At 32.2% G+C, this 22,787-nt stretch carries 16 protein-coding genes; 13 read left to right on the top strand and 3 right to left on the bottom strand.

Going from position 1 to position 22,787, the window contains the following annotated elements; all coding sequences use genetic code 11:
* The first annotated feature begins 188 nt into the window (after positions 1 to 188).
* The 6 genes from EG242_RS04525 to EG242_RS04550 all read left to right on the top strand — a co-directional run bounded on the left by EG242_RS04525 (position 189) and on the right by EG242_RS04550 (position 7,175).
* On the top strand, positions 189 to 698 hold the full coding sequence (locus EG242_RS04525; protein WP_124898720.1) for an FUSC family protein: 510 nt from the start codon (positions 189 to 191) through the stop codon (positions 696 to 698).
* A gap of 425 nt (positions 699 to 1,123) precedes the next feature.
* The gene (gene pcaF, locus EG242_RS04530) at positions 1,124 to 2,335 is read left to right on the top strand and encodes a 3-oxoadipyl-CoA thiolase (RefSeq protein ID WP_124898721.1); all 1,212 of its coding nucleotides are present in this window, start codon (positions 1,124 to 1,126) and stop codon (positions 2,333 to 2,335) included.
* Positions 2,336 to 2,678: 343 nt separating this feature from the next.
* On the top strand, positions 2,679 to 3,212 hold the full coding sequence (locus EG242_RS04535; protein WP_124898722.1) for a TetR/AcrR family transcriptional regulator: 534 nt from the start codon (positions 2,679 to 2,681) through the stop codon (positions 3,210 to 3,212).
* A gap of 47 nt (positions 3,213 to 3,259) precedes the next feature.
* Entirely contained in the window at positions 3,260 to 3,859 is a 600-nt protein-coding gene (locus EG242_RS04540; RefSeq protein ID WP_203227681.1) for a YdcF family protein, read from the top strand.
* Between the two features lie 88 nt (positions 3,860 to 3,947).
* Positions 3,948 to 6,551, top strand: coding sequence for a DNA mismatch repair protein MutS (mutS, locus tag EG242_RS04545; protein WP_124898723.1), 2,604 nt, complete (start codon positions 3,948 to 3,950; stop codon positions 6,549 to 6,551).
* Between the two features lie 39 nt (positions 6,552 to 6,590).
* Positions 6,591 to 7,175, top strand: coding sequence for an HPP family protein (locus EG242_RS04550; protein WP_124898724.1), 585 nt, complete (start codon positions 6,591 to 6,593; stop codon positions 7,173 to 7,175).
* A 21-nt stretch (positions 7,176 to 7,196) separates the two neighbouring features.
* Here the strand turns inward: EG242_RS04550 and EG242_RS04555 are convergent, their stop codons facing one another.
* Positions 7,197 to 7,874 carry a DUF3829 domain-containing protein gene (locus tag EG242_RS04555; protein ID WP_124898725.1) on the bottom strand — a complete coding sequence of 226 codons (678 nt, stop codon included), beginning with the start codon at positions 7,872 to 7,874 and terminating at the stop codon, positions 7,197 to 7,199.
* A complete protein-coding gene (locus EG242_RS04560) occupies positions 7,874 to 8,128 on the bottom strand; it encodes a hypothetical protein (protein ID WP_124898726.1) in 255 nt (84 codons plus the stop codon). The genes EG242_RS04555 and EG242_RS04560 overlap by 1 nt, the downstream gene beginning before the upstream one ends.
* Positions 8,129 to 8,325: 197 nt before the next feature.
* Between EG242_RS04560 and purH the strand changes: the two genes are divergently transcribed.
* From purH to EG242_RS04595, 7 genes are read left to right on the top strand one after another with little or no spacing between them, the layout of a single operon-like run.
* Entirely contained in the window at positions 8,326 to 9,858 is a 1,533-nt protein-coding gene (gene purH, locus EG242_RS04565; protein ID WP_124898727.1) for a bifunctional phosphoribosylaminoimidazolecarboxamide formyltransferase/IMP cyclohydrolase, read from the top strand.
* A gap of 43 nt (positions 9,859 to 9,901) precedes the next feature.
* Complete coding sequence (locus EG242_RS04570; RefSeq protein ID WP_124898728.1) at positions 9,902 to 10,930, top strand: rod shape-determining protein; 1,029 nt, start codon at positions 9,902 to 9,904, stop codon at positions 10,928 to 10,930.
* A 15-nt stretch (positions 10,931 to 10,945) separates the two neighbouring features.
* Positions 10,946 to 11,779, top strand: coding sequence for a rod shape-determining protein MreC (gene mreC, locus EG242_RS04575; protein ID WP_124898729.1), 834 nt, complete (start codon positions 10,946 to 10,948; stop codon positions 11,777 to 11,779).
* Positions 11,772 to 12,278, top strand: coding sequence for a rod shape-determining protein MreD (locus tag EG242_RS04580; RefSeq protein ID WP_124898730.1), 507 nt, complete (start codon positions 11,772 to 11,774; stop codon positions 12,276 to 12,278). The genes mreC and EG242_RS04580 overlap by 8 nt, the downstream gene beginning before the upstream one ends.
* Positions 12,275 to 14,191, top strand: coding sequence for a penicillin-binding protein 2 (gene mrdA, locus EG242_RS04585; RefSeq protein ID WP_124898731.1), 1,917 nt, complete (start codon positions 12,275 to 12,277; stop codon positions 14,189 to 14,191). The genes EG242_RS04580 and mrdA overlap by 4 nt, the downstream gene beginning before the upstream one ends.
* Positions 14,178 to 15,452 (top strand): rod shape-determining protein RodA, encoded by a 1,275-nt coding sequence (rodA, locus tag EG242_RS04590; RefSeq protein ID WP_124898732.1) that lies wholly within the window; start codon positions 14,178 to 14,180, stop codon positions 15,450 to 15,452. The genes mrdA and rodA overlap by 14 nt, the downstream gene beginning before the upstream one ends.
* A 59-nt stretch (positions 15,453 to 15,511) precedes the next feature.
* Entirely contained in the window at positions 15,512 to 16,156 is a 645-nt protein-coding gene (locus EG242_RS04595) for a hypothetical protein (protein WP_124898733.1), read from the top strand.
* Positions 16,157 to 16,244: 88 nt separating this feature from the next.
* Here the strand turns inward: EG242_RS04595 and EG242_RS04600 are convergent, their stop codons facing one another.
* Positions 16,245 to 22,787, bottom strand: coding sequence for an alpha-2-macroglobulin family protein (locus EG242_RS04600; RefSeq protein ID WP_124898734.1), 6,543 nt, complete (start codon positions 22,785 to 22,787; stop codon positions 16,245 to 16,247).

The raw sequence follows: 22,787 nt of genomic DNA on the forward strand, positions 1-22,787 counted from the left end.
TAAAAGATTATGATAGACGTTTTACTTTTCGCATAGCCAACTATGTGAAGAATAGTATTATTTTCTATCCCATCTTTACCAATTAGCTATAATTCTATGCGCCTATGTGGTTAATTTTTTATTTATTTTGAATTAAACCCAACGGGTTAATGTAATAATTTTGCAGAATCCAACTAACAAAAATATCAATGGACAGATTCCTTCAAAAAATTATTACGTCGCAACTCATTATTTACACCGTTCGCTGTTTGATAGGTTTTGTCATCGGATATAAATTGCTGTTGGCTTTTCCTGAATACGAACTATTTTGGTTGTTACTATCCATCATTTTGGTTATTTCGCCCGAAGGAAAAGATTCACGTAAACTAACCATCGACAGGGTACGTTCTAATTTCATCGGTTCTTTTGTCGGTCTGTTTTGTTTGATGATTGACCAGAATTTGAATATTGGTGTTTTGATGTTTGGCATCGTGATTACCAGCATTATTTGTTACCTTTTTAAGATAATGAATACTGCACGGGTAGCCGTTGTAGCGTTGCTGATTATTTTATTGCAACCCCATTTGTCTGATATTGAATTGACCCCATTTGTGCGTTTTGCAACCGTTACAGCAGGTTGTTTAATTGGTTTAACGATAACTGTTTTAAGCTCCATGTTGATTCGAAAACTGAAAAGAAAATACGGAATTGCTTATTGATGACTCTTCCTGCAAGGTTTTGAATCTAATCGTCAGTTCGAGTGTTTTTTGTGTAATAAAATGGAACAAAAAATGTATCGAGAATAATAATAAAAAGGAATGATATGAATCCCTCCTGCAAGGTCTATCAGACCTTGTAGGTATAAAACAAACTAAAAACCTACAAGGTCCGATAACTATCGGGGTGGGAAACCTTGCCGGAGTTGCGATAGGAGTTTGAATCAAAATCGTCAGTTCAAGTATTTTTTGTGTAATAAAATGGAACAAAAAGTGTATCGAGAACAATGATTAAAAAGGAATGATATGAATCCCTCCTGCAAGGTCTATCAGACCTTGTAGGTATAAAAACTTAAAATTACACACCTACAAGGTTTTAGAAACCTTGCAGGAGAAGGAAACACAAAGAAATATTAAAATCTAAAAAAATGAATAAAGAAGCATATATAATAGACGGAATTCGAACGCCAGTAGGTAGTTTCGGAGGGACTTTAGGCGCTGTTCGTGCCGATGATTTGGCAGCAATGGTGATTGAAGAGTTGGTGAAAAGAAACCCCGATATTCCCAAGGAAGCTATTGACGATGTCATTTTAGGATGCCATAATCAGGCGGGAGAAGATAACCGAAATGTAGCTCGAATGGCTGCTTTGTTGGCAGGATTACCCGTTACCGTTCCTGGTGAAACGGTGAATCGCTTATGTTCATCGGGTATGGCGGCAATTGTACATGCCAACCGTGCGGTAAAAGCAGGCGATGGCGATTTGTTTATTGCTGGTGGTGTAGAGCACATGACGCGCGGTCCTTTGGTGATTTCTAAACCATCGAAAGCTTTTGGAACCGATTCTAAAATGGAAGATTCGTCGTTTGGCTGGCGTTTTGTCAATCCAAAAATGAATGAAGTTTATGGTACCGATCCTATGGGAATTACCGCAGAGAATTTAGTAGATATGTACCAGATTTCTCGTGAAGATCAAGATAAATTTGCACTGGCATCGCAAGTAAAAGCGACAAAAGCACAAGAAAACGGTCGATTAGCTGAAGAGATTATGGATGTGGTTATTCCGCAACGTAAAGGAGATCCGATTGTATTTTCAAAAGATGAGTTTGTTCGACCAAATTCAACCATAGAAGGATTGCAAAAACTAAAACCTGCCTTCAAAAAAGACGGAAGCGTTACCGCAGGAAATGCTTCGGGATTAAACGACGGAGCCGCAGCTGTTTTTGTAGCCTCGGGCGAAGCAGTTGAAAAATACGGTTTAAAACCTATGGCTCGGATTGTTTCTTCGGCTGTTACAGGTGTAGAACCACGCATTATGGGTATTGGTCCTGTTACTGCAACGCAAAAAGCCTTGGAAAGAGCTGGGTTAACATTAGATGATATCGATGTGATGGAATTCAACGAAGCCTTTGCTGCACAAGCTTTGGCGTGTACAAGAGCCTTAGGATTAGCTGACAACGATCCTCGTATCAACAGAAACGGTGGTTCTATTGCTATTGGACACCCATTAGGAATGTCAGGTACCAGAATTACGTACACCGCTGCTTTGGAATTACAAAAAACACAAGGAAAATATGCATTAGCGACGATGTGCGTAGGCGTTGGACAAGGTTATGCGATTATTTTGGAGCGCGTTAGTTAATATAGAAGCTACAAGGTATTAGTCATGAGTTAATGAGCGAAGCAATCTGAAGATATTTCGGCTCCACGGTGTTTCGCTCAACATGACAGTAAGGATCTTGTGTCATTCCGACAGAGCGAGGTCACGAGCGACGAGGAATCTATTTAAGATTTTCGGCTTCACGGTGTTTCGCTCAACATGACAGGTAATATCTTTTGTCATTCCGACAGAGCGAGGTCACGAGCGACGAGGAATCTATTTAAGATTTTCTACTCCAGGGTGTTTCTCCCAACATGACAAAGAAAAGAAAATTATTCACGAATTAGTTAGTTAGCTGAAGGCTGAAATCTGAAATCTAAAAAAAATGAGTAAAAAACAAGACATATTAACTGCTTCCCTAAACCTGTTTACCGAACAAGGTGCAAGAGCGACTTCCACCAAATCTATTGCGTTGGAAGCTGGTGTGTCTGAGGCCCTTATTTTCAAACATTTTGGAACAAAAGACAATTTGTTGGAAGATCTAATCAAAAAAGGGTATGTGGAAGCTGTACGTATTACCAATCAGTTTTTAAATGCAGAAAAAGAAAGTGACTTTTTAGCGCAGTTTATCGAATTACCCTTGCATTTAGTGACTAATCAATTTGATTTTTGGCGGATGCAGTATAAAATTTTACCACTCAATCAGATTGCGCAACATTACCACATCAATTTTATGAAACCCAGTCGTAGTCGGTTGATTGAAACTTTTGAAGCTTTAAATTACCCACAATCCGAAACGGAAGCTGAAATTGTGTTACTGTTAATTGACAATCTGTGGAAAAGCTTTGTTTCCGAAAGGTTATCAGCTGAAACCTGTGAAGAAATAATCCTACTTTTAAAAAAGAAATATGGGGTGTAAAAATTTTGTGTATTTTTATACATTAGCAATTAAGGAAAAAAACTGGTTTGAAAATAAGTGTAAATTTTAAAAAAATCGCAATTACTTTTCTTTTATTTACCTTAGGGTATTTCATTTTAATTGCTGTAAATATTTCTCTTTTTTCAAATATTAATCAGACACAAAAAGCAGATGCTGCAATTGTTTTAGGAGCGGGAATTTGGAATAACGAACCTTCTCCTGTTTTTAAAGAACGTATCAATCACAGCATTTATTTATATAAAAATGGTTATGTAAAATCAATCATATTTACAGGAGGTATTTCAGATAACAAAAAATTATCAGAATCGTATGTCGCTAAAATGTATGCTATAAAAAATGGCGTAGCTACTCAAGATATTTTGATAGAAGAAAAATCAAAAATTACACAAGAAAATTTAGCATTTGCAAAAGAAATAACACTTCAAAACAATTTTTCGAAAATTTTATTGGTTAGTGATCCATTGCATATGAAAAGATCAATGATGATGGCTAAAGATTTGAATTTACAAGCATATTCATCACCAACTACAACTAGCAAATATCAATCAACAAAAGCGAAATTCATCTTTTTATTAAGAGAAACATTTTTTTATATAGCTTATCAAGTCTATAACTTCTTTTTATAAAATTTAAAACTTTCTACAAAATTTCCTATCTACAACTTTTTGAAGCATCTCTAAATTTAACGTACATTTGTAGTTAAAATTTTCAACGATGGCAACAAAGGAAAAAGTAAAAAAAGAAACCCCATTAATGCAGCAATACAATCAGATAAAAAACAAATATCCTGATGCGTGTTTGTTGTTTCGAGTGGGCGATTTTTACGAAACCTTTGGCGAAGATGCCGTTCGTACCGCAAAAGTTTTGGGCATTACTTTAACCAAACGCGGAGCCGGATCAAGCAGCGAAACCGAATTGGCTGGTTTTCCGCATCACTCTTTAAATGTGTATCTTCCTAAATTGGTAAAAGCAGGTTTACGCGTGGCAATTTGCGATCAGTTAGAAGATCCTAAAATGACTAAAACCATCGTAAAACGCGGAGTTACAGAATTGGTTACACCGGGTGTTGCCATTAACGATGAAGTTTTACAATCAAAAAGTAACAACTTTTTAGCTGCGCTTCATTTTGGTAAAAAAAACATCGGAATTGCTTTTTTAGATGTGTCAACCGGCGAGTTTCTTACATCACAGGGTAATGAAGAATACATCGATAAATTGTTACAGAACTTTAAACCGAGTGAAGTTTTAGTTCAAAAAGGAAATAAAAATCATTTTCTACATCATTTTGGAAGTGATTTCAACTTGTTTTATTTAGAAGATTGGATTTTTAAAGATGATTATGCCAACGAAAGCTTAACCAATCATTTCAAAACCAATTCATTAAAAGGATTTGGTATTGATGAATTACAAGAAGGTATTATTTCGTGCGGTGCTATTTTGTATTATCTTTCTGAAACACAACACAATAAAATACAGCACATTACAAATATTCAGCGAATTGCTGAAGATGCGTATGTGTGGATGGATCGATTTACGATTCGAAATTTAGAATTGTACGGTTCTGCCAACGAAAACGCCACTACCCTATTAGATGTGATCGATAAAACATTGTCACCTATGGGCGGACGTTTGTTGAAACGCTGGTTGGCATTGCCTTTAAAGGATATTGATGCCATTAACAAGCGTTTTGATGTGGTGGATTATTTCAAAGAAAATTCAGATGTTTTACAGAATTTTCAATACCAGATCAAACAGATTTCCGATTTAGAACGATTGATTTCTAAGCTGGCTACCGGAAAAATTTCTCCTCGTGAATTCGTTATATTAAAAGAAAGTTTAGATGCGATTATTCCATTAAAAGAATCGGCTTTACAATCTAAAAACGATGCCTTAAAAGTCATTGGCGATAATTTACACGCTTGTGAATTGCTTCGAGAAAAAATTTCTACTACTATTTCTGCCGATGCTCCGGTGGCGTTAAACAAAGGAAATGCCATTGCAAACGGCGTTAATGAAGAATTAGACGAACTTCGGAATATTTCGCAATCGGGCAAATCATTTTTAGAAGCTATTGAACAACGAGAAAGCGAAGCTACAGGAATTCCGTCATTGAAAGTAGCCTTTAACAACGTTTTTGGCTATTATATCGAAGTTCGAAATACACATAAAGATAAAGTTCCTGCAGATTGGATCCGCAAACAAACATTAGTGAATGCCGAGCGATACATTACCGAAGAATTAAAAGAATACGAAACGAAGATTTTAGGAGCCGAAGAACGCATTTCTAAAATTGAAGCCGAAATCTACGAGAAATTCATAATGTGGTGTGCGCAGTATATTCAACCTGTTCAGCTCAATGCGCAATTAGTTGCTCAATTAGATTGTTTACAATCGTACACGCAATTGGCGATTGAAAATAATTATGTACGACCAGAATTGGAAGAAAGTTTTGTTCTAGAAATCAAAGACGGTCGACACCCGGTTATTGAAAAGCAGTTACCTATTGGAACACCTTACATTGCAAACGATGTGTATTTAGACACCGATTCGCAACAGATTATTATGATTACCGGGCCAAATATGTCGGGTAAATCGGCTATTTTACGTCAAACAGCATTGATTGTATTGTTGGCACAAATGGGTTGTTTTGTTCCGGCAAACTCTGTGAGAATGGGCATTATTGATAAAATTTTCACTCGTGTCGGTGCATCAGACAATATCTCTATGGGCGAATCGACTTTTATGGTGGAAATGAATGAAACGGCATCTATTCTGAACAATTTAACCAACCGAAGTTTGGTTTTGTTAGATGAAATTGGTCGAGGAACGTCCACTTACGACGGAATTTCTATTGCTTGGGCAATTGCCGAATATCTTCACGAACATCCTCAAAAAGCGAAAACACTATTTGCTACGCATTATCACGAATTGAACGATATGCACGAACAATTTGATCGTATCAAAAATTACAATGTTTCAGTTAAAGAATTAAAAGACAACGTATTATTTCTACGAAAATTAGTTCCGGGCGGAAGTGCACACAGCTTTGGTATTCACGTGGCAAAAATGGCTGGAATGCCAAATTTAGTCGTACAAAAAGCACAAAAAATCCTTAAAAAATTAGAAGCAAGTCATAAAACAGAAAGCTCGCAAGAAGCCTTGAAACAAGACGATTTGCAATTATCCATTTTTAATTTAGACGACCCTATTTTAGAAGAAATCAGAGAAGAAATCGTGAATTTAGACATCAACACACTAACTCCGGTTGAAGCTTTAATGAAACTGAATGAAATCAAAAAAATGGTTATCAAAAAGTAAGAATTGTAATAAAACGCTATATCACATCATTATATTAAAATGGCACTCAAAAAAACGAAAACATACCGCAGAACGAGGTATCTCTTATATAAAGAAACATTAGTAGATTTTAAGGAACACTTTTGGGCTTTTGTAGGATCATTTGTAGGTTTGGGAACCATAAGCTATTTAAACTTCGAACTACTTTCAAAATATGATCTAACCTTATTAATTGGATCTTTCGGAGCAAGTTGTGTATTAATTTATGGCGCCATCGGAAGTCCATTAGCACAACCTAAAAACCTGTTTAACGGACATTTAATTTCGGCAATTATCGGAGTTACCTGCTATAAAATTTTAGGTGATTATGTTTGGATTGCAGGTCCTTTAGCCGTTTCATTATCAATTATCGGAATGCAAATGGCAAAATCATTACATCCGCCTGGTGGTGCAACTGCCTTAATTGCAGTAACCGGCGGTCCGTCTATCACCAATTTGGGGTATGAATATGTTTTTTCGCCCGTTTTTACTGGTGTACTTATTTTATTTATTGCCGCTTTAATTTTTAATAATATTCCGCATAAAAGACAATATCCGGTTAAAACGTTTCCACGGATGTACAGAAAAAAAGCAAGAACCAAATAAGTTCTTGCTTTTTTTTAATCTTTAATCGACAAAATTATTATATCGACTTACAACATTTTGGTAACCATTTTGTATTTCAGTTGCCTGTGCTACTGAAATTGTTTTACTGGTTTCGGCTGCGCGCAACACTTTACGTAAAGTTGCCAAAAAATTATCAGCCTCTTTATTAAAAACTTCATAAGAACTCTTTTTACTTTGTAATGAAGCATCACTTACTTTAAATTCCTTTGCCGTATTAGCTTTAATTTCTTTTTCCAAGCTATCGTACTGTTTTTTTATTGCAGGAATATCGTAAACATCTTCATTATATTGATCAGTAACTAAAGTAGTTATATTTTGCGATTGTGCAAGCACTTTTTTGCTTCCTAAAATGTAATCTTTAAGCGGATGATCTTTTAAAATAGTTTCTTCAGCGCCATCTGAAATTGGCTGTAAAATAGTAGTTATTTTACCTTCGGTTACATAAAAATCATCAATAAGTTTCATTATTTCAGCCTTATTTGTTTGTGCCTTTGCGCCTTTATCATCTTTGTAATCTTCGGCTTTAATGTAAGTTACAAGTTCGTCGGTTTTCTTTTTAATGTCATCGATCTTTTTTGTGGAATCTGCAATAAGTGTTTTAACAGCTTCTTTGTTTTTACCAAGTGCATCGGGAGCTTCCGCTAATTTAGATATGCTTGGTATTGTAACCGGTGGTATTAAATTGGGGTTTGAGCTCCAATAAAAGCATCCATACCTTCCAAATACCTTACTACACGCTCTAAATTAGATCGATCCTTTGAACTTTTTTGAATAAGATTGTTGTTAAATTCAATTATTGCATTGGCATCTTGCATATTATCCACTGCAACAACTTCTTTTCCGTCTGCATTCACAGATGCTTCTTTTTTACATCCTACAACAGTTAAGCCCATACCGCACAACAATAATGCGGGAAATAAAATTTTTCTCATAATACTTTTATTTTATAAATTTTTCTAAATTAAAAATAGAACTTATTATTTTAATATTCAATTTTTTTCCACAAAAAAAATACTGTTGAAAATAACCACAAAAAATATTTCAAAATGGCAAAAAATCATCACAAATAATTTTCATTAAATCAATAACATATACTATTTTTGCACCTTAAAAACAATGAACAACAATAATGAGTACATCTAAAAAAATTCAATCGGCATTAATTTCAGTATTTGATAAAAACGGATTAGAGCCAATTGTTAGAGAATTGCATAAAAACAACGTAACTATTTATTCAACAGGTGGAACCGAAACGTTTATTTTAGATTTGGGAATTCCGGTTGTACCAGTAGAAGACGTTACTTCATACCCATCGATTTTAGGCGGACGTGTAAAAACGTTACATCCGAAAATTTTTGGTGGAATTTTGAACCGTCAGGATAACGAAACGGATGTTCAACAAATGAAAGATTATGCCATCCCACAGATTGATTTAGTTATTGTTGATTTGTATCCGTTTGAAAAAACAGTTGCATCAGGCGCAAGTGAAGCGGATATTATTGAAAAAATTGATATCGGTGGAATTTCATTAATCCGTGCCGGAGCAAAAAATTTTAAAGATACTGTGATTGTAGCATCGGTTGAAGAATACACTACGTTCTTGAATTTTTATACAGAAGAAAACGGGTCAACAACGTTGGTACAACGTAAATATTTAGCTGCGAAAGCATTTCACACTTCCTCTCATTATGACGGAGCTATTTTCAATTATTTCAATCAGGAAATAAATGAACCAGTTTTAAAAATAAGTGAAAGTGAAGCACAAACTTTACGCTACGGAGAAAACCCACATCAAAAAGGAATTTTCTACGGAAATTTTGACGAATTGTTTGAGAAGTTACACGGAAAAGAGTTATCTTACAACAATTTATTAGATGTTGACGCTGCCGTTAATTTAATGAACGAATTTAAAGGCGATGCACCTACATTTGCTATTTTAAAGCATAACAATGCTTGTGGTGTGGCACAAAAACCAACCATGAAAGAAGCTTATTTGGCGGCTTTGGCTGGTGATCCTACATCTGCTTTTGGTGGTGTTTTAATTGCAAACGGCAATATTGATAAAGAAACAGCAGACGAAATTAATAAATTGTTCTGCGAAATTGTAATTGCACCAAGTTATGATGCCGATGCTGTTACTATTTTACAAGAAAAGAAAAACAGAATTATATTAACAATTAACGATATAAAATTACCAACAACACAAGTTCGTACGTGTTTAAACGGAATTTTATTTCAAGATAAAGACAACGTAACAGATACTAAAGAGCATTTAACCAACGTTACTTCTTTAGTAGCTGATGCTGAACAAATTGAAGATTTATTATTTGCATCTAAAATTTGTAAACACACAAAATCAAACACGATTGTTTTAGCTAAAAACAAAGAGTTGTGCGCTTCTGGAACAGGACAAACATCTCGTGTAGACGCTTTAAAACAAGCTATTGATAAAGCAAATGCGTTTGGTATTGATTTAACAGATGCCGTAATGGCAAGTGATGCGTTTTTTCCTTTCCCTGATTGTGTGGAAATTGCTAAAAATGCAGGTATTAAAGCTGTTATTCAACCAGGCGGATCAATTAAAGACAATTTAAGCATTGATTATTGTAACGAAAACCAAATGGTTATGGTAACCACTGGTATCCGTCACTTTAAACATTAAAAATATAACGGAATAGTTTAACTTAATACCATTTAAAAATTATATGGGATTTTTTGATTTCATGACCGAGGAAATCGCTATGGACCTTGGTACTGCAAATACTTTAATAATACACAACGGAAAAGTTGTAGTTGACAGCCCTTCTATTGTAGCTCGCGACCGTGTTTCGGGAAAAATAATTGCTGTAGGTAAAGAAGCTAGCTTAATGCAAGGAAAAACACATGATAACATTAAAACTATTCGTCCGTTAAAAGATGGTGTTATTGCAGATTTTGATGCATCTGAAAAAATGATCAATCTGTTCATTAAAAGTATTCCTGCATTAAAGAAAAAATTATTTACACCGGCATTGCGTATGGTTGTTTGTATTCCTTCTGGAATTACAGAGGTTGAAATGCGCGCCGTTAAAGAATCATGTGAACGTGTAAATGGTAAAGAAGTTTATTTAATACACGAACCTATGGCAGCAGCTATTGGAATTGGTGTTGATATTATGCAGCCTAAAGGTAACATGATTGTTGATATAGGTGGTGGTACTACCGAAATTGCTGTTTTGGCATTAGGCGGTATTGTTTGTGATAAATCGGTTAAAATTGCTGGTGACGTTTTCACTAACGATATTATTTACTACATGCGTACACAACACAATTTATTTGTGGGTGAAGGAACTGCAGAAAAAATTAAAATTGAAATTGGTGCTGCTATTGAAGATCTAGATCAAGGTCCAGAAGATTTAATGGTTCAAGGTCGAGATTTGTTAACAGGTAAACCAAAACAGGTAAACGTATCTTATAGAGAAATTGCGAAGGCTTTAGATAAATCAATTCAGCGTATAGAAGATGCCGTAATGGAAACATTATCGCAAACACCGCCAGAATTAGCTGCCGATATTTACAACACAGGTATTTATTTAGCAGGTGGTGGTTCTATGTTAAGAGGTTTGGATAAACGTATCTCTCAAAAAACAGATTTACCGGTTTATATTGCTGAAGATCCTTTACGCGCAGTTGTTCGCGGAACAGGAATCGTAATTAAAAATATAGAGAAATTCAAAAGCATCCTAATAAAATAAAACCGCACATTTAGTATGCAGCAAATCATATATTTTATCACAAAAAACAGTACTAAGCTACTGTTTTTGCTGCTTTTAGTAGTTTCATTGTATTTAACTGTACAAACGCATTCGTATCATCAAAGTCAAATGTTACATAGTGCAAATGTTGTTTCAGGTACTATTTATGAAAAAACCAATAGCCTTACTGAATATTTGCATTTAAAAGACGAAAACAATCGTTTGGCAGAAGAAAACGCCAAAATGAAGCAAATCTTATACAATAGCCAATTGATTATTGACAGTACATTTGCGGTTAATCCTGAAATTCGTATTGCTCAAGATTACAAGTTGTTTAATGCAAAAATTATAAAAAATTCTTTTTATAAAAAAGAAAATTATTTAACCATTAAAGGCGGTTTAGTAAACGGTGTTAAAAAAGACATGGGGGTAATTAACGCTAAAGGTGTTATTGGTATTGTAGAAAATGTATCAAAAAATTACGCAACCATACAAAGTATTTTAAATACACATACTAAAATTGGTGCAAAAGTTAGCAATACCAATCACTTTGGAACAATTACCTGGGACGGAAAAAATGCAGGTTATGTTCAGTTAATGGACATTCCTAAATTAGCTGCACTGCGAAAAGGCGATTCTATTGTTACAGGTGGTATTTCTACTATTTTCCCTGAAAATGTCCCGGTTGGTTTGGTTGATAAAGTATTCACCTCTAAAAATTCTAATTTTTATACCATTAGTGTGCGTTTGTTTAATGATATGACGAATATAAGTTCGGTATATTTAATAGAACATGTAAAAATTAAAGAAATTATTGAACTTGAAGAACAAACTGTAAGCGATGAATAATACAACCGTTTTAAATACATTCCGTTTTATTGTTCTTGTATTTTTTCAGGTAACAGTATTTAACAATATCCACTTTTTTGGATACGTAACGCCCTACCCTTACATATTATTTATTTTACTATATCCATTAAATACAAATCGCCATTTATTTTTAATTTTTAGCTTTTTACTAGGGTTAATTTTAGATACCTTTAATAATTCAGGTGGTGTACATACAACAGCTTGTCTTACGTTGGCTTTTGTGCGTGAAAATTTATTAAAAATGTCTTTTGGTTACAGTTACGAATTTCACATGATGCGTATTACAGACAAAATATCGTCTGAATTAGTCACTTATGTAGTTACAAGTGTTTTAATACATCATACCATATTAATTGGTTTAGAAGTTTTTAACTTTAATTTTATTTTAGAAATTTTACTTCGTGTAGTAACATCATCTATTTTTAGTATTTTACTAATATTCCTGATTATTGGGTTGATAAAATCGCCACGAAAATGAGAAAACTTTTGTTTCCAATCATAATTATTATCGCTACAATAATTATTGTTGTAAGATTATTTTTTTTGCAAATTGTTGATGATTCTTTCTTGAAAAAGGCAGATATCAATGCGCTAAAAATTGTATATGAATATCCAGAACGAGGTTATATTTACGATAGAACGGGGCAGCTTATGGTTGCAAACCAACCAAGTTACGATATTATGGTTATTCCTCGTGAAGTTAAAAATATTGATACTTTAGAACTTTGCAACATATTAGAAATTACAAAAGATGATTTTCTAAAAAAATTAGAAAAAGCGAAAGTATACTCGCCAAGATTACCATCGTTATTTCTAGCCCAATTAACAAAAACGGAGTTTGCTGCATTTCAAGAAAAAATTCGTCATTTTAAAGGATTTTATATTCAGAAGAGAAATTTACGCGATTATCAAGTTGATTTTGGTGCGAATGTATTTGGATACATCCGTCAGATCAATGAAATGGAATTAGAAAAAAGACCGTATTATAAATCAGGTGAATTAATTGGTATGCGTGGGGTTGAACAAGCCTACGAAGAAGATTTACGTGGAATTCGTGGGGTTCATTACATTCAAAAAGATAAATTCAATAAAGAAATTGGTCCGTTTAAAGAAGGTATTTACGATACCGTTGCCGTAAAAGGAAACGATGTTACCATAACTATTGATAAAGAATTACAAAAATACGGCGAAGAATTAATGATTCGAAAACGTGGGGGAATTGTAGCTATTGAACCTAAAACAGGTGAAATTTTGGCTTTGGTTACCGCACCTTCGTACGATCCGGGAATGTTAGTAGGTCGCGATCGTTCAAAAAATTATGTAAAAATTGACAGTGTACCAGGAAAACCTTTCTTTGACAAAGTATTGCAAGGTCAGTTTGCACCCGGATCTCCCTTTAAAATTTTAACCGCATTAATTGGTTTGCAAGAAGAGGTTATTGATACCCAAACGCGTTTTCCTTGCAGCCATGGTTTTTATTTGGGTGGTCGTTTTATAAAATGTCACGATGCCGGCAGCTGGAATCTTCATCCGGCAATAGCAAAATCATGTAACACCTATTTTTCACAGGCTTACTTGCGACTTGTAGCTAAATATCCAACTTCATCACAAGGTGTTGATGCATGGAAATCGCATTTAGAAAGTTTTGGCTTAGGACAATATATGGGATATGATTTACCGTCTGGGCAAAAAGGAAGAATTCCCGGATCTGATCTTTACAATAAAGTATATAAAGGTTGGAACTGGAAAGGATCTACCATAGTATCAAACGCAATTGGTCAAGGGGAAGTTGAAATGACGCCAATTCAGTTGGCAAATGTAATGTGTGCTGTTGCAAACGAAGGTTATTATTACACGCCTCACATCATCAAAAAAATTGAAAATAAACAGATTGATAAATCGTTCATTCAGAAAAAACAAACCACGATCGATAAACAACATTTTAGACCTGTAATTGAAGGTTTGGCAGAAGTTTATTTATCGGGAACGGCAAGCCGATTGAGAATTCCTGATGTCAATATTTGTGGAAAAACCGGAACAGTAGAAAATTTTGCTACTGTTGATGGAGAAAAAACAAAACTACAAGACCACTCGGTCTTCTTAGCTTTTGCACCAAAAGAAAATCCAAAAATTGTAATTGCGGTTTTTATTGAAAATGGTGGTTTTGGGGCAACTTGGGCAGGACCAATTGCGTCTTTAATGATAGAAAAGTATCTAAAAGGAGAAATTACCCGAACCGATTTAGAAAAACGTATGTTAGAAGGCGATTTATCATCAAATTATATTTTAAAAGATATCGCAGAAAAGCAAAGAGAAGAAAAAGAACGTTTAAAACGATTAGAAAAACAACGACTAGAGAAATTAAAAGCCAAACAAAATGGTAAAAACTAAACATTTAGCAAACCAAAGCGTAATTGCCAATGTAGATTGGTTAAGTATATTTTTGTATGCTGTGCTTGTTATTTTTGGTTGGATGAATATTTATTCGGCATCTTTACCATTAGAAGATACTTCTATTTTTGATATGAGCCAAATTTATGGTAAACAACTGCTTTTTATTGGTATCGCTATTCCTGTAATTATTGTAATTTTATCTTTAGACGCTAAGGTTTACGAGAAATATTCGCTTATTTATTACGTAATAGGAATTGTATTGTTAATGGGTCTTTTTATTTTTGGAAAAACCATTAAAGGTCAAACCAACTGGTATCAATTTGGAGGCATAAGCATGCAACCATCGGAATTTGCTAAAATAGGTACCGCTTTATTTCTATCTAAATACATAACCGAAAGCCAAACTACTTTTCAAAACCTTAAAGAACAAGGTATTGCAATGGGAATTATTTTCTTGCCCGTGGCATTTATAATGTTACAACCCGACACTGGGTCAGGCATGATTTTTTCAATTCTATTTTTAGTGTTGTATCGTGAAGGATTTCCGGCATGGTATTTATGGACTGGTTTTTTAGCCATTATCCTTTTTATATTAGCATTGGTAATACAGCCTTTATTTTTAATATTACTTATAGTTTTAGGTTGTGGCGTTCATTTCTATTTTAACAAAACTATTAATAGAAACCCATTTGTTTATGCCATTTTAGCGGTTGTAATGAGTAGTTTTGTATTTTCTGTAGATTATGTGTTTGATAATGTTTTAGAGCCACACCATAAAGACCGTATTAATGTATTGTTGGGAGATGATGTTGATATGAAAAAAGAAGGCTATAACCTAAACCAGTCAATGATTGCTATTGGTTCGGGCGGCTGGATTGGTAAAGGATTTTTAGAAGGAACACAAACAAAAGGTGGTTTTGTACCCGAACAACATACCGATTATATTTTTACTACGGTAGGTGAAGAATGGGGCTTTGTTGGATCTACAATAGTAATTGCTTGTTTTGTAACGTTAATATTACGGGTTGTTTATTTATCAGAAAAACAAAAAAATAATTTCGCTCGGATCTACGGATATTGCGTAGCTGCCATCTTATTTATGCACTTTTTTGTAAATGTATCTATGCTTATAGGTATTTTCCCAACTATTGGTGTACCATTACCATTTTTCTCGTATGGTGGATCTAGTTTAATTGCGTTTACATTTTTGCTGTTCATCTTTTTAAAGTTAGATGCCAATAAGGTTAATGAATGGTAACATGGCATAAATTTTGCTAAATCAAAATTAAATTTATAATTTTATCAAAAATATATATCATGAAAAAAATTGTTTTATTTTCTTGTATCGTGTTGGGCTTAAATTACACAGTACAAGCACAAGTTAACACAACTGCACAACAGAATAATACTAATGCTACGCAAACAGTTACTGAAGAGAATACACCAGTATTAAAACAAGACACTGCAGCTAATACAGCTCTTGAATCTACAACTATTGAAGTAGCAGAAACTGCCAAAGCCAATTACGAAGCCGAAATTTTAAAAGCACAAGAAGCAAAACAAAAAGCTGAAGAAAAATTAGCAAAACAAGAAGCAAAAGCAGCTAAAAATGCTAAGAAAAAAGCAGAAAGAGAAGCCAAAGCTGCACAAAAAAAGCAAAAAGCTTTTGAAAAAGAGCAAAAGCAAAAAATGAAAGCAGAGAAAAAAGCTGCCGATAAAGAAAAAGCTATTGCAAAAGAAGAAGGCAGACTAAAAAAAGCTCAAGATAATTTACGCAAGGCAGAAATGAAATTAGAAGAAGCCAAAAATGAATTTGAGCGTAAAAAACTGAAAAATAAAATGGATTTCGAAAAAGAAATTAAAGAAAAATCTAAGCTTGTTAAAATGGAAACAAAGGTTTCAGAATTAAAACTAAAAGTAAACAAACAAGAGCTTGAATTGAAGAAAGCGCAGATTAAATAATATAAAAACAAAAAGGTTTAACTACAAAAGTTAAACCTTTTTTATTACTTTCAAATTAATATTTACGAATTAAATGTGTGAAAACTTATCAGTTAATAGTTAATCGGTTTACTTCTGAATGCGCATTGTATTGCGGTGCATACATACTTTGCATTATGGTTAATCCATCTAAAAATACCCCCACGTTATTAACTTTTACTTTATACCATAAATTATATTCTCCTATTGGAAGATAATTGATAAAGAAATTTGTTGAAGCATCATTTCCTTTGTAAAAGTATCGCAATTCATTTTCGTACTTTATACCGCTTAACTCAAAAAATGGTTCAAATGTACTAGCTCTATTGTCTTTAATATGAACATACGAAGTATTTTCTTTTGTCGAAAATTTTAAACGTATCCAAACCTCATCTCCTATTTTTAATTCTTGAGAATTATTAACTATTACTCTTTCGTTACTAATTTCTTTGAAATAATTTTTCTGAATAACAAATGGTTGTTCTTTATTATTTGTCTTGGTAACCTTATCTATATCTTGTAAAAAATTGTAACTTATACTCCCAACAACTGGTGATTTATTAGGATTTTCAATTGTAATTTCTTGTAGATTAGAACTTATAGCATCTTTAGTAAAATTAATTTCATAAACACCATATTCATTTAAATTTTTATTTTCTGTATCTATTGCTTCATTTAATTTATCGGATATATGAAGAGTACTTTTGCCATCTACTTTTTTATTTCCTAATAAATATGCATATATGCCGTTAACAGTTGCTTTTGTTGATCCAAAACTATCATAGTTACTTTGATTTAATAGTCTTGATTTTAAGGATAATATTTTAGTTTCATCCTCATTATTTTTTTCAAAAGCTTCAATAGCGTAACTTTGTTCTTCTGAAGGTGTACTCCAAAATGAAACAGCATTTGATGTTGTTTTCCAATACATTCCAAAAGATTCATCAACTAGCGACGATTCATTCAACTGCTTAATAATTTTAGTTGCTAAATCAGTATTTCCCTCATTTTTAAATATAATTGCGGATTTTGCTTTACATGTTACATCGGCTTCAAGCCAATCTTTTTCTATAATTTCCAAAACCTTATTCCATTTTTCAACAAAGTTATTTTCAATAGGCAATTGTGTTTTAAAATGTGATCTTAAATACATATAATCTACCCACTTTTGTAGCGGAACAGATTTTGTATCTTTCTCTTTCAATAAAATATTATCTAAATAAAGAAGAGCTTCATTAATTGATTTTTCATAATCTACTTTATTCCAATTTACATTCAACTCATTTAGCTGTTTAAATGTTTGCAACACTTGTAGTGTAATCCAAAAATCATCATTTTCATTTGAAAACCAACCCAAGCCTCCATTATCATTCTGGCGTGAAATTATTTTATGTAATAAGTCATTGCTCGATTTTTGCAATACCTCTTTATTAAAATAGCCAGCAAGTTTTTTTCTACGTTCTTTGGTTGATAATAGTTCCTGTAGCCAAGGAGATTCATTTTCTATTATTTCTTTCAAGTTTTTATCATTATCCCATTTTGTATTATCTACACTACTCCAATCTTTTAATATTTGTTGAATTTCTTTATTTTCATTAATAATTTTTAATGCTAATTGATTGGCAAAATATTTAGAAGCTAATTGTTCTGTACATTCATGAGGATAACTTAAAAGATATGGTAATTTATTTAATACATACCAAAAATCATTAGATGACAATTGAATAGAGTAATTAAGATTTGTTTTATCTGTATTATTATTATTCATTTCTGACAATTGATATTTTTTTGTTGTATTACCTAATTGCCAAACAGGTACATATTCAGAAACAAACTGCTTTTTACTTAATATAGGAATTATAGCTTGTTCGCCATCTGAATATTCTGCGGTTTTAATTGAAACAACATATTGTAATCCTTGAATATTATCAGGAGTTTGAATATTCCACTCAACAAATGTTGATGCATTAGGTGGAATTTGAATATCTTGTAAGTTCTCTGAAAGAACTACATTTTCTAAATCTTCTTCGGTTAATGCATTTTTTAATTGAAGAAGAACCTTACCGTTTTGTATTTGATCGGATACATTTGAAACACGTGCCCGTAAAAATGCTTGATCACCTTCACGCAAAAAGCGTGGCATATTTGGTTGAATAGTTACATCTTTTTGCGTAAAAATACTAGTCTCTAAATAACTTACTTCAGCATTAGTATTGTGTGTTAATGCTCTAAATTTCCATTCGGTTAAACTTTCTGGAACAGTATAATTTATTTCGTATAAATTATTTTTATCAAGGTAAATAAAAGGTTTAAAAAAAGCTGTTTCTTTTAAATTTTTACGAATTTTAACATCGGTCATCTCGTTTACGTCGCCTTTCTTTGTCGTTATTAGTATTACCCCATTTGCCCCTCGGTTTCCATAAATAGCAGTAGCACCACTATCTTTTAAAACCGAAATATTATTAATGTCGCTAAAAGCTAATGTTCTAAAGCGTTCTGCACTTACCGGTATTCCATCAACCACATACAGTGGCTCTACTGCATTGTTTATTGAGCCAACTCCTCGTAAAACAACTGTTGTATTGTTATCTTTTTCTGAAAACTTAAATTCTACAATTGTTTCATTAATTATAGCTTGAATATTGTCTTTCGTTGTACTTTTTGTTGAATCATAAACAGGTCTTAAATCACTTAATGTAGGTGCGTACGTTCTGTAAGTATCAACAACAATTTCATCTAAAAACATAGCTTCATCTTCTATCATTACAATTCTGCCTTTAAAATCTTCTGCTATAAATTTTACCGGTTTAAATCCTTCGTAAAAAACTTTTAAAACATCTTGTGGAGAAACAAATAACATAAAATTACCACTTTCATCTGTATCAGTTCCTTGATTAGAACCATCTAACATAACTGTTGCACCCGGAATTGGATCTCCATCTTGCGTGTAAACGGATCCATATAATTGTAATAACCCTTTTTTAGGTTCTGTGAATATTATATTACGTTTTATATTATCGTAATAACGCATTTTTACATAATAATCGTCGTATAAACTAAAGCCAAACGTATTAATTTGAGGGTAATTTATTAATAGCTTTTGATCTAAAACAATACTCCAGCTGTAATTTGGTAGGTATTTATTATTTATTTGTCCGTCATAATACAACTCACTAAACTCATCTGAATATGAAAAATAACCCGTATAAAAATTCCAGATATTACTGTCGTAATAGTTATTTAGCATACTTTCTGCACTAATATCGTGCATTGATGCTACCATTTCACCAACAAAAGGTTTATGATCATCGTTGGTAATTTTTAAAAGAATCTGCTCTTTTGTATTTGGTATTAGTTTGTTTTTTAAATGAATAACTTCTGCATTTGCATGTTTTGTTTTTCTTGCGAAATATTCATTTTCAAGAATGTTTTCGTATGCTCTATTGTCATAAACATAATAGTATTTTATAAAAACTTGATTTGTGTTTTGATCTTTTAATGGAAGTTTAATTTCAGAAAACCCTTTTTTACTTAGAAAAGTTGTTGTTGGTAAAATATCATAATTCTGTTGTACTTGAACAAACACTAAAACATCATTAAAAACAGCATTTACTTTTAAAGTAAGTTCATTATTTTTTATTTCAGTGTTGGTTAATTCTAGGCTTACTACTTGGTTATCGCTTGGAACAGCATTAGGATCGGCTACATAAAAATTACTATATATTTTTTCTGCTTTAAAATTATCGTCTGTAATAAATTCAACATTATAATTGCCAGCTAACATCCAATCAGGTTTTCCTATTATAAAAGGTTTATCGTCTGTGATATTGATTTTATTAGAATAAACTTCAATTTCAACATTTTCTTTGTTCGATATATATTTTTCATCTGGAAAATGCTTTTTAAATTCTTCAATAGGAATATTTTGTAGCGCAGGTGCTTGCCATAATCGCTTTTTAACATAATCATTATTATATTCATTGCGAATAATTTTTAATGTTCCTGAAACAGGTTTAAACGTGCCGTTTGCATTGGTTGATTTTATATACAGTTCAAAATCTGAATCTAACTGGAATTTTTTATTGTATTCAGGGAAATGTAAACTGAAATCGTTATGATTTACTTTAAGTTCTGTATAAGTTGTTTGTGCTTCTCCCGAAGCATCTTTTACATTAATTGCAATTCTATAATCATGGATTGGTTGATAAACTAAACTATCTTTTGGTATTGGCTTTAAAAGAAATTTTACAGAAAAATTTCCTGTAGCGTTAGTAGTTGTTTCTATTGTTTGCCAAGTTTTAGAAATAGCATAAAAATCTTGTTGAGTAGCATATTCAGTTAAATCAATTTTGGCATTTATCTTCGCATTAGAAATGGGTGCCTTTGCATAACTTAAAACTTTACCTGTTAAAGTAACTTCTTGTCCGTAAGATACATTTTCTTTAAAATTGTTTAGAGAAACCGAGAAAGTTGGTCGCTTATATTCTTCTACGTGCAACGTAATACCACCAGATGTATTGGTATATTTTTTCCAAAAAAGTTTTTCCTCTTTTGTTAAATCTGTAGGAGGATCATACGTTATATTGATTTTAGAAATATTTGCCTTCTTTGGAATACTGATAGAATCTGCAAAACTTCCGTAAGCATTGGTTACAAATTCTTTTTTATAAAATTCCACACCATTATCATCAGTTCCAAAAACTTGTAATCTTGTATTAGGAAGAATCTTCTTTATTTGTTTTATATGATCTACTGCTACAAAAACACCTTTAAAATAAATTGTCTGTTCAGGACGATACAATTTTCTATCTGTAAAAAAATTCATTATTACTTCTTCATCTTCCTCAACATATCTATTACTTTTATTTTGATAATTATAGATTAATTCTTCTTCATCAAAATCACAAACTTCTTCAAATAAAAAATCTTCATCTTGAAACTGAACTAAAAACTCGGTTTGCTTAATTTGTTCTTCTTTTGTTACTTTTTTAGATTTTATAATTGATACTATCCCAAACTCATTTGTTTTATATTTTTTACCATTAATTTTTATTTTATGATTTATGAAAGCTTTTCCCGTTTTGCGATCTAAAAAATAAAAATCGATAGTTTTTGCTTCTGCTTTATAAAACAAAACAACATCGGTAACAATTATGTTATGGAAATTGTAAAACTTTTGTTTAGAACTAAACTCTTTAGTTGGAGACGTAAACGCCAAATAGTGCCCTTTATCGATACCATCAATTAAAAATTCATACTCTTTTTCAAAATGATCTGCTTCTTTATTTAATGAAGTTGTAATTTTTTCATAAGCAGGTGTGTGTTTTAAAACATACTCTTTTTTTAAAGAATCATTTTTTAGGCTATTTGCCATATGAATGTTATCAACTTTATAAAATTTCGTAAAAAGAGTATCGGTATTAGCCAAACGAATAAAACCTTTATCTACAGTATTCTTTAAAAGGTATTTGGGTAGATTGGTCTGTGTTTTTTTATCGGTAATAGTGTTGTAAACATCTTTTAAATAAACTGATTCAGTAGCTGTTAGTTCAAAATCTTTTAAGGAAAGTATATATTCTACCGCTTTAGCCCAAGCTACTTTTGCAGTTGAAGACGTATTTGATTTTTGATTTTTTAATCCATATTTATACCATAGATTTACTTTTTCTACAATTACTTTTGATTTAAACTTACGTGTTTTTACTGTTTCTAAAATATTAGAAAGTAACTGATCTTTTATATCAAAGGATAAATTCAACGCATCTGAAAAGTTTTGATATCGTTTTAACTTGATTTGATCTAATTTTAAAAAATCATTTTCCTTTTCATAATGCAACTCTAAATCTTGATATATACCAAATACTTTAGAAAAAGGTTCAGGAAATTTATAGGTGGTAAAATTAGTCGTAAAATCAAGAACTTCGCTTGCTTTTAAATGAACAACTTCCGATATATTATTTTGCTGAAGGGCTTTCTTCTCAAAAATTGAAATCCATTCAAAACAAAGCAATTCATAAGGCTTATAATTTTTTATTTCAGCTAATTCTTCTTTTTGTACAAGTTCTCCTAAAAATTCGTTTGATTTTTTTAATAATTCTTCATTTTTAAAAACCTCATTGTAAAGATTATCTATTTCATTAACAAAATCTATTGTACGCCAATTTTCAATATTGTTTTTACTATAAGGCTCTTTAACTTTATCAAGCTCAATTACTAAATATTCCTTTTTAAAAAAATATTCTGTTAACAGTTGCGCTTTATAGGTTTGTAAAATGCTTTTGTAGGGTTGGTTTAATCTTTTAATTTCTTTATCAATATCTTTAAAAACATCGTTTGAATCGGTTATTTCAATATAACCTTTTAACTTATTTCTGTAAAAAAAAGTTTTAATAATTTCACGACTATTGTTTTCAGAAACTGCTTTATGGTAGATTTTTTCTACTTGATTGTTTGCCGTTTTATAATGCTTGTTCAATTCGGACTGATAAACGTCTTTCCATTGGGTTTCATAATTTTGTGCATTACTTATTACAGAAAATAAGCATAAAAATAGTGTAATTAATTGCTTCATTAAAAGTGCTTTATTTAAAGCAATATAAAAAAAATCCTGCAT

It is taken from the genome of Paenimyroides viscosum (genome assembly GCF_003858535.1).
In the GTDB taxonomy this organism is placed as follows: domain Bacteria; phylum Bacteroidota; class Bacteroidia; order Flavobacteriales; family Flavobacteriaceae; genus Flavobacterium; species Flavobacterium viscosum.

Coding starts and splice junctions, on each gene's coding strand:
- mreC (WP_124898729.1), top strand. CDS start 10,946: ATGCAGCAAATCATATATTTTATCACAAAAAACAGTACTAAGCTACTG.
- pcaF (WP_124898721.1), top strand. CDS start 1,124: ATGAATAAAGAAGCATATATAATAGACGGAATTCGAACGCCAGTAGGT.
- purH (WP_124898727.1), top strand. CDS start 8,326: ATGAGTACATCTAAAAAAATTCAATCGGCATTAATTTCAGTATTTGAT.
- mrdA (WP_124898731.1), top strand. CDS start 12,275: ATGAGAAAACTTTTGTTTCCAATCATAATTATTATCGCTACAATAATT.
- EG242_RS04580 (WP_124898730.1), top strand. CDS start 11,772: ATGAATAATACAACCGTTTTAAATACATTCCGTTTTATTGTTCTTGTA.
- EG242_RS04535 (WP_124898722.1), top strand. CDS start 2,679: ATGAGTAAAAAACAAGACATATTAACTGCTTCCCTAAACCTGTTTACC.
- EG242_RS04600 (WP_124898734.1), bottom strand. CDS start 22,787: ATGCAGGATTTTTTTTATATTGCTTTAAATAAAGCACTTTTAATGAAG.
- rodA (WP_124898732.1), top strand. CDS start 14,178: ATGGTAAAAACTAAACATTTAGCAAACCAAAGCGTAATTGCCAATGTA.
- EG242_RS04550 (WP_124898724.1), top strand. CDS start 6,591: ATGGCACTCAAAAAAACGAAAACATACCGCAGAACGAGGTATCTCTTA.
- EG242_RS04570 (WP_124898728.1), top strand. CDS start 9,902: ATGGGATTTTTTGATTTCATGACCGAGGAAATCGCTATGGACCTTGGT.
- EG242_RS04560 (WP_124898726.1), bottom strand. CDS start 8,128: ATGAGAAAAATTTTATTTCCCGCATTATTGTTGTGCGGTATGGGCTTA.
- EG242_RS04595 (WP_124898733.1), top strand. CDS start 15,512: ATGAAAAAAATTGTTTTATTTTCTTGTATCGTGTTGGGCTTAAATTAC.
- EG242_RS04525 (WP_124898720.1), top strand. CDS start 189: ATGGACAGATTCCTTCAAAAAATTATTACGTCGCAACTCATTATTTAC.
- mutS (WP_124898723.1), top strand. CDS start 3,948: ATGGCAACAAAGGAAAAAGTAAAAAAAGAAACCCCATTAATGCAGCAA.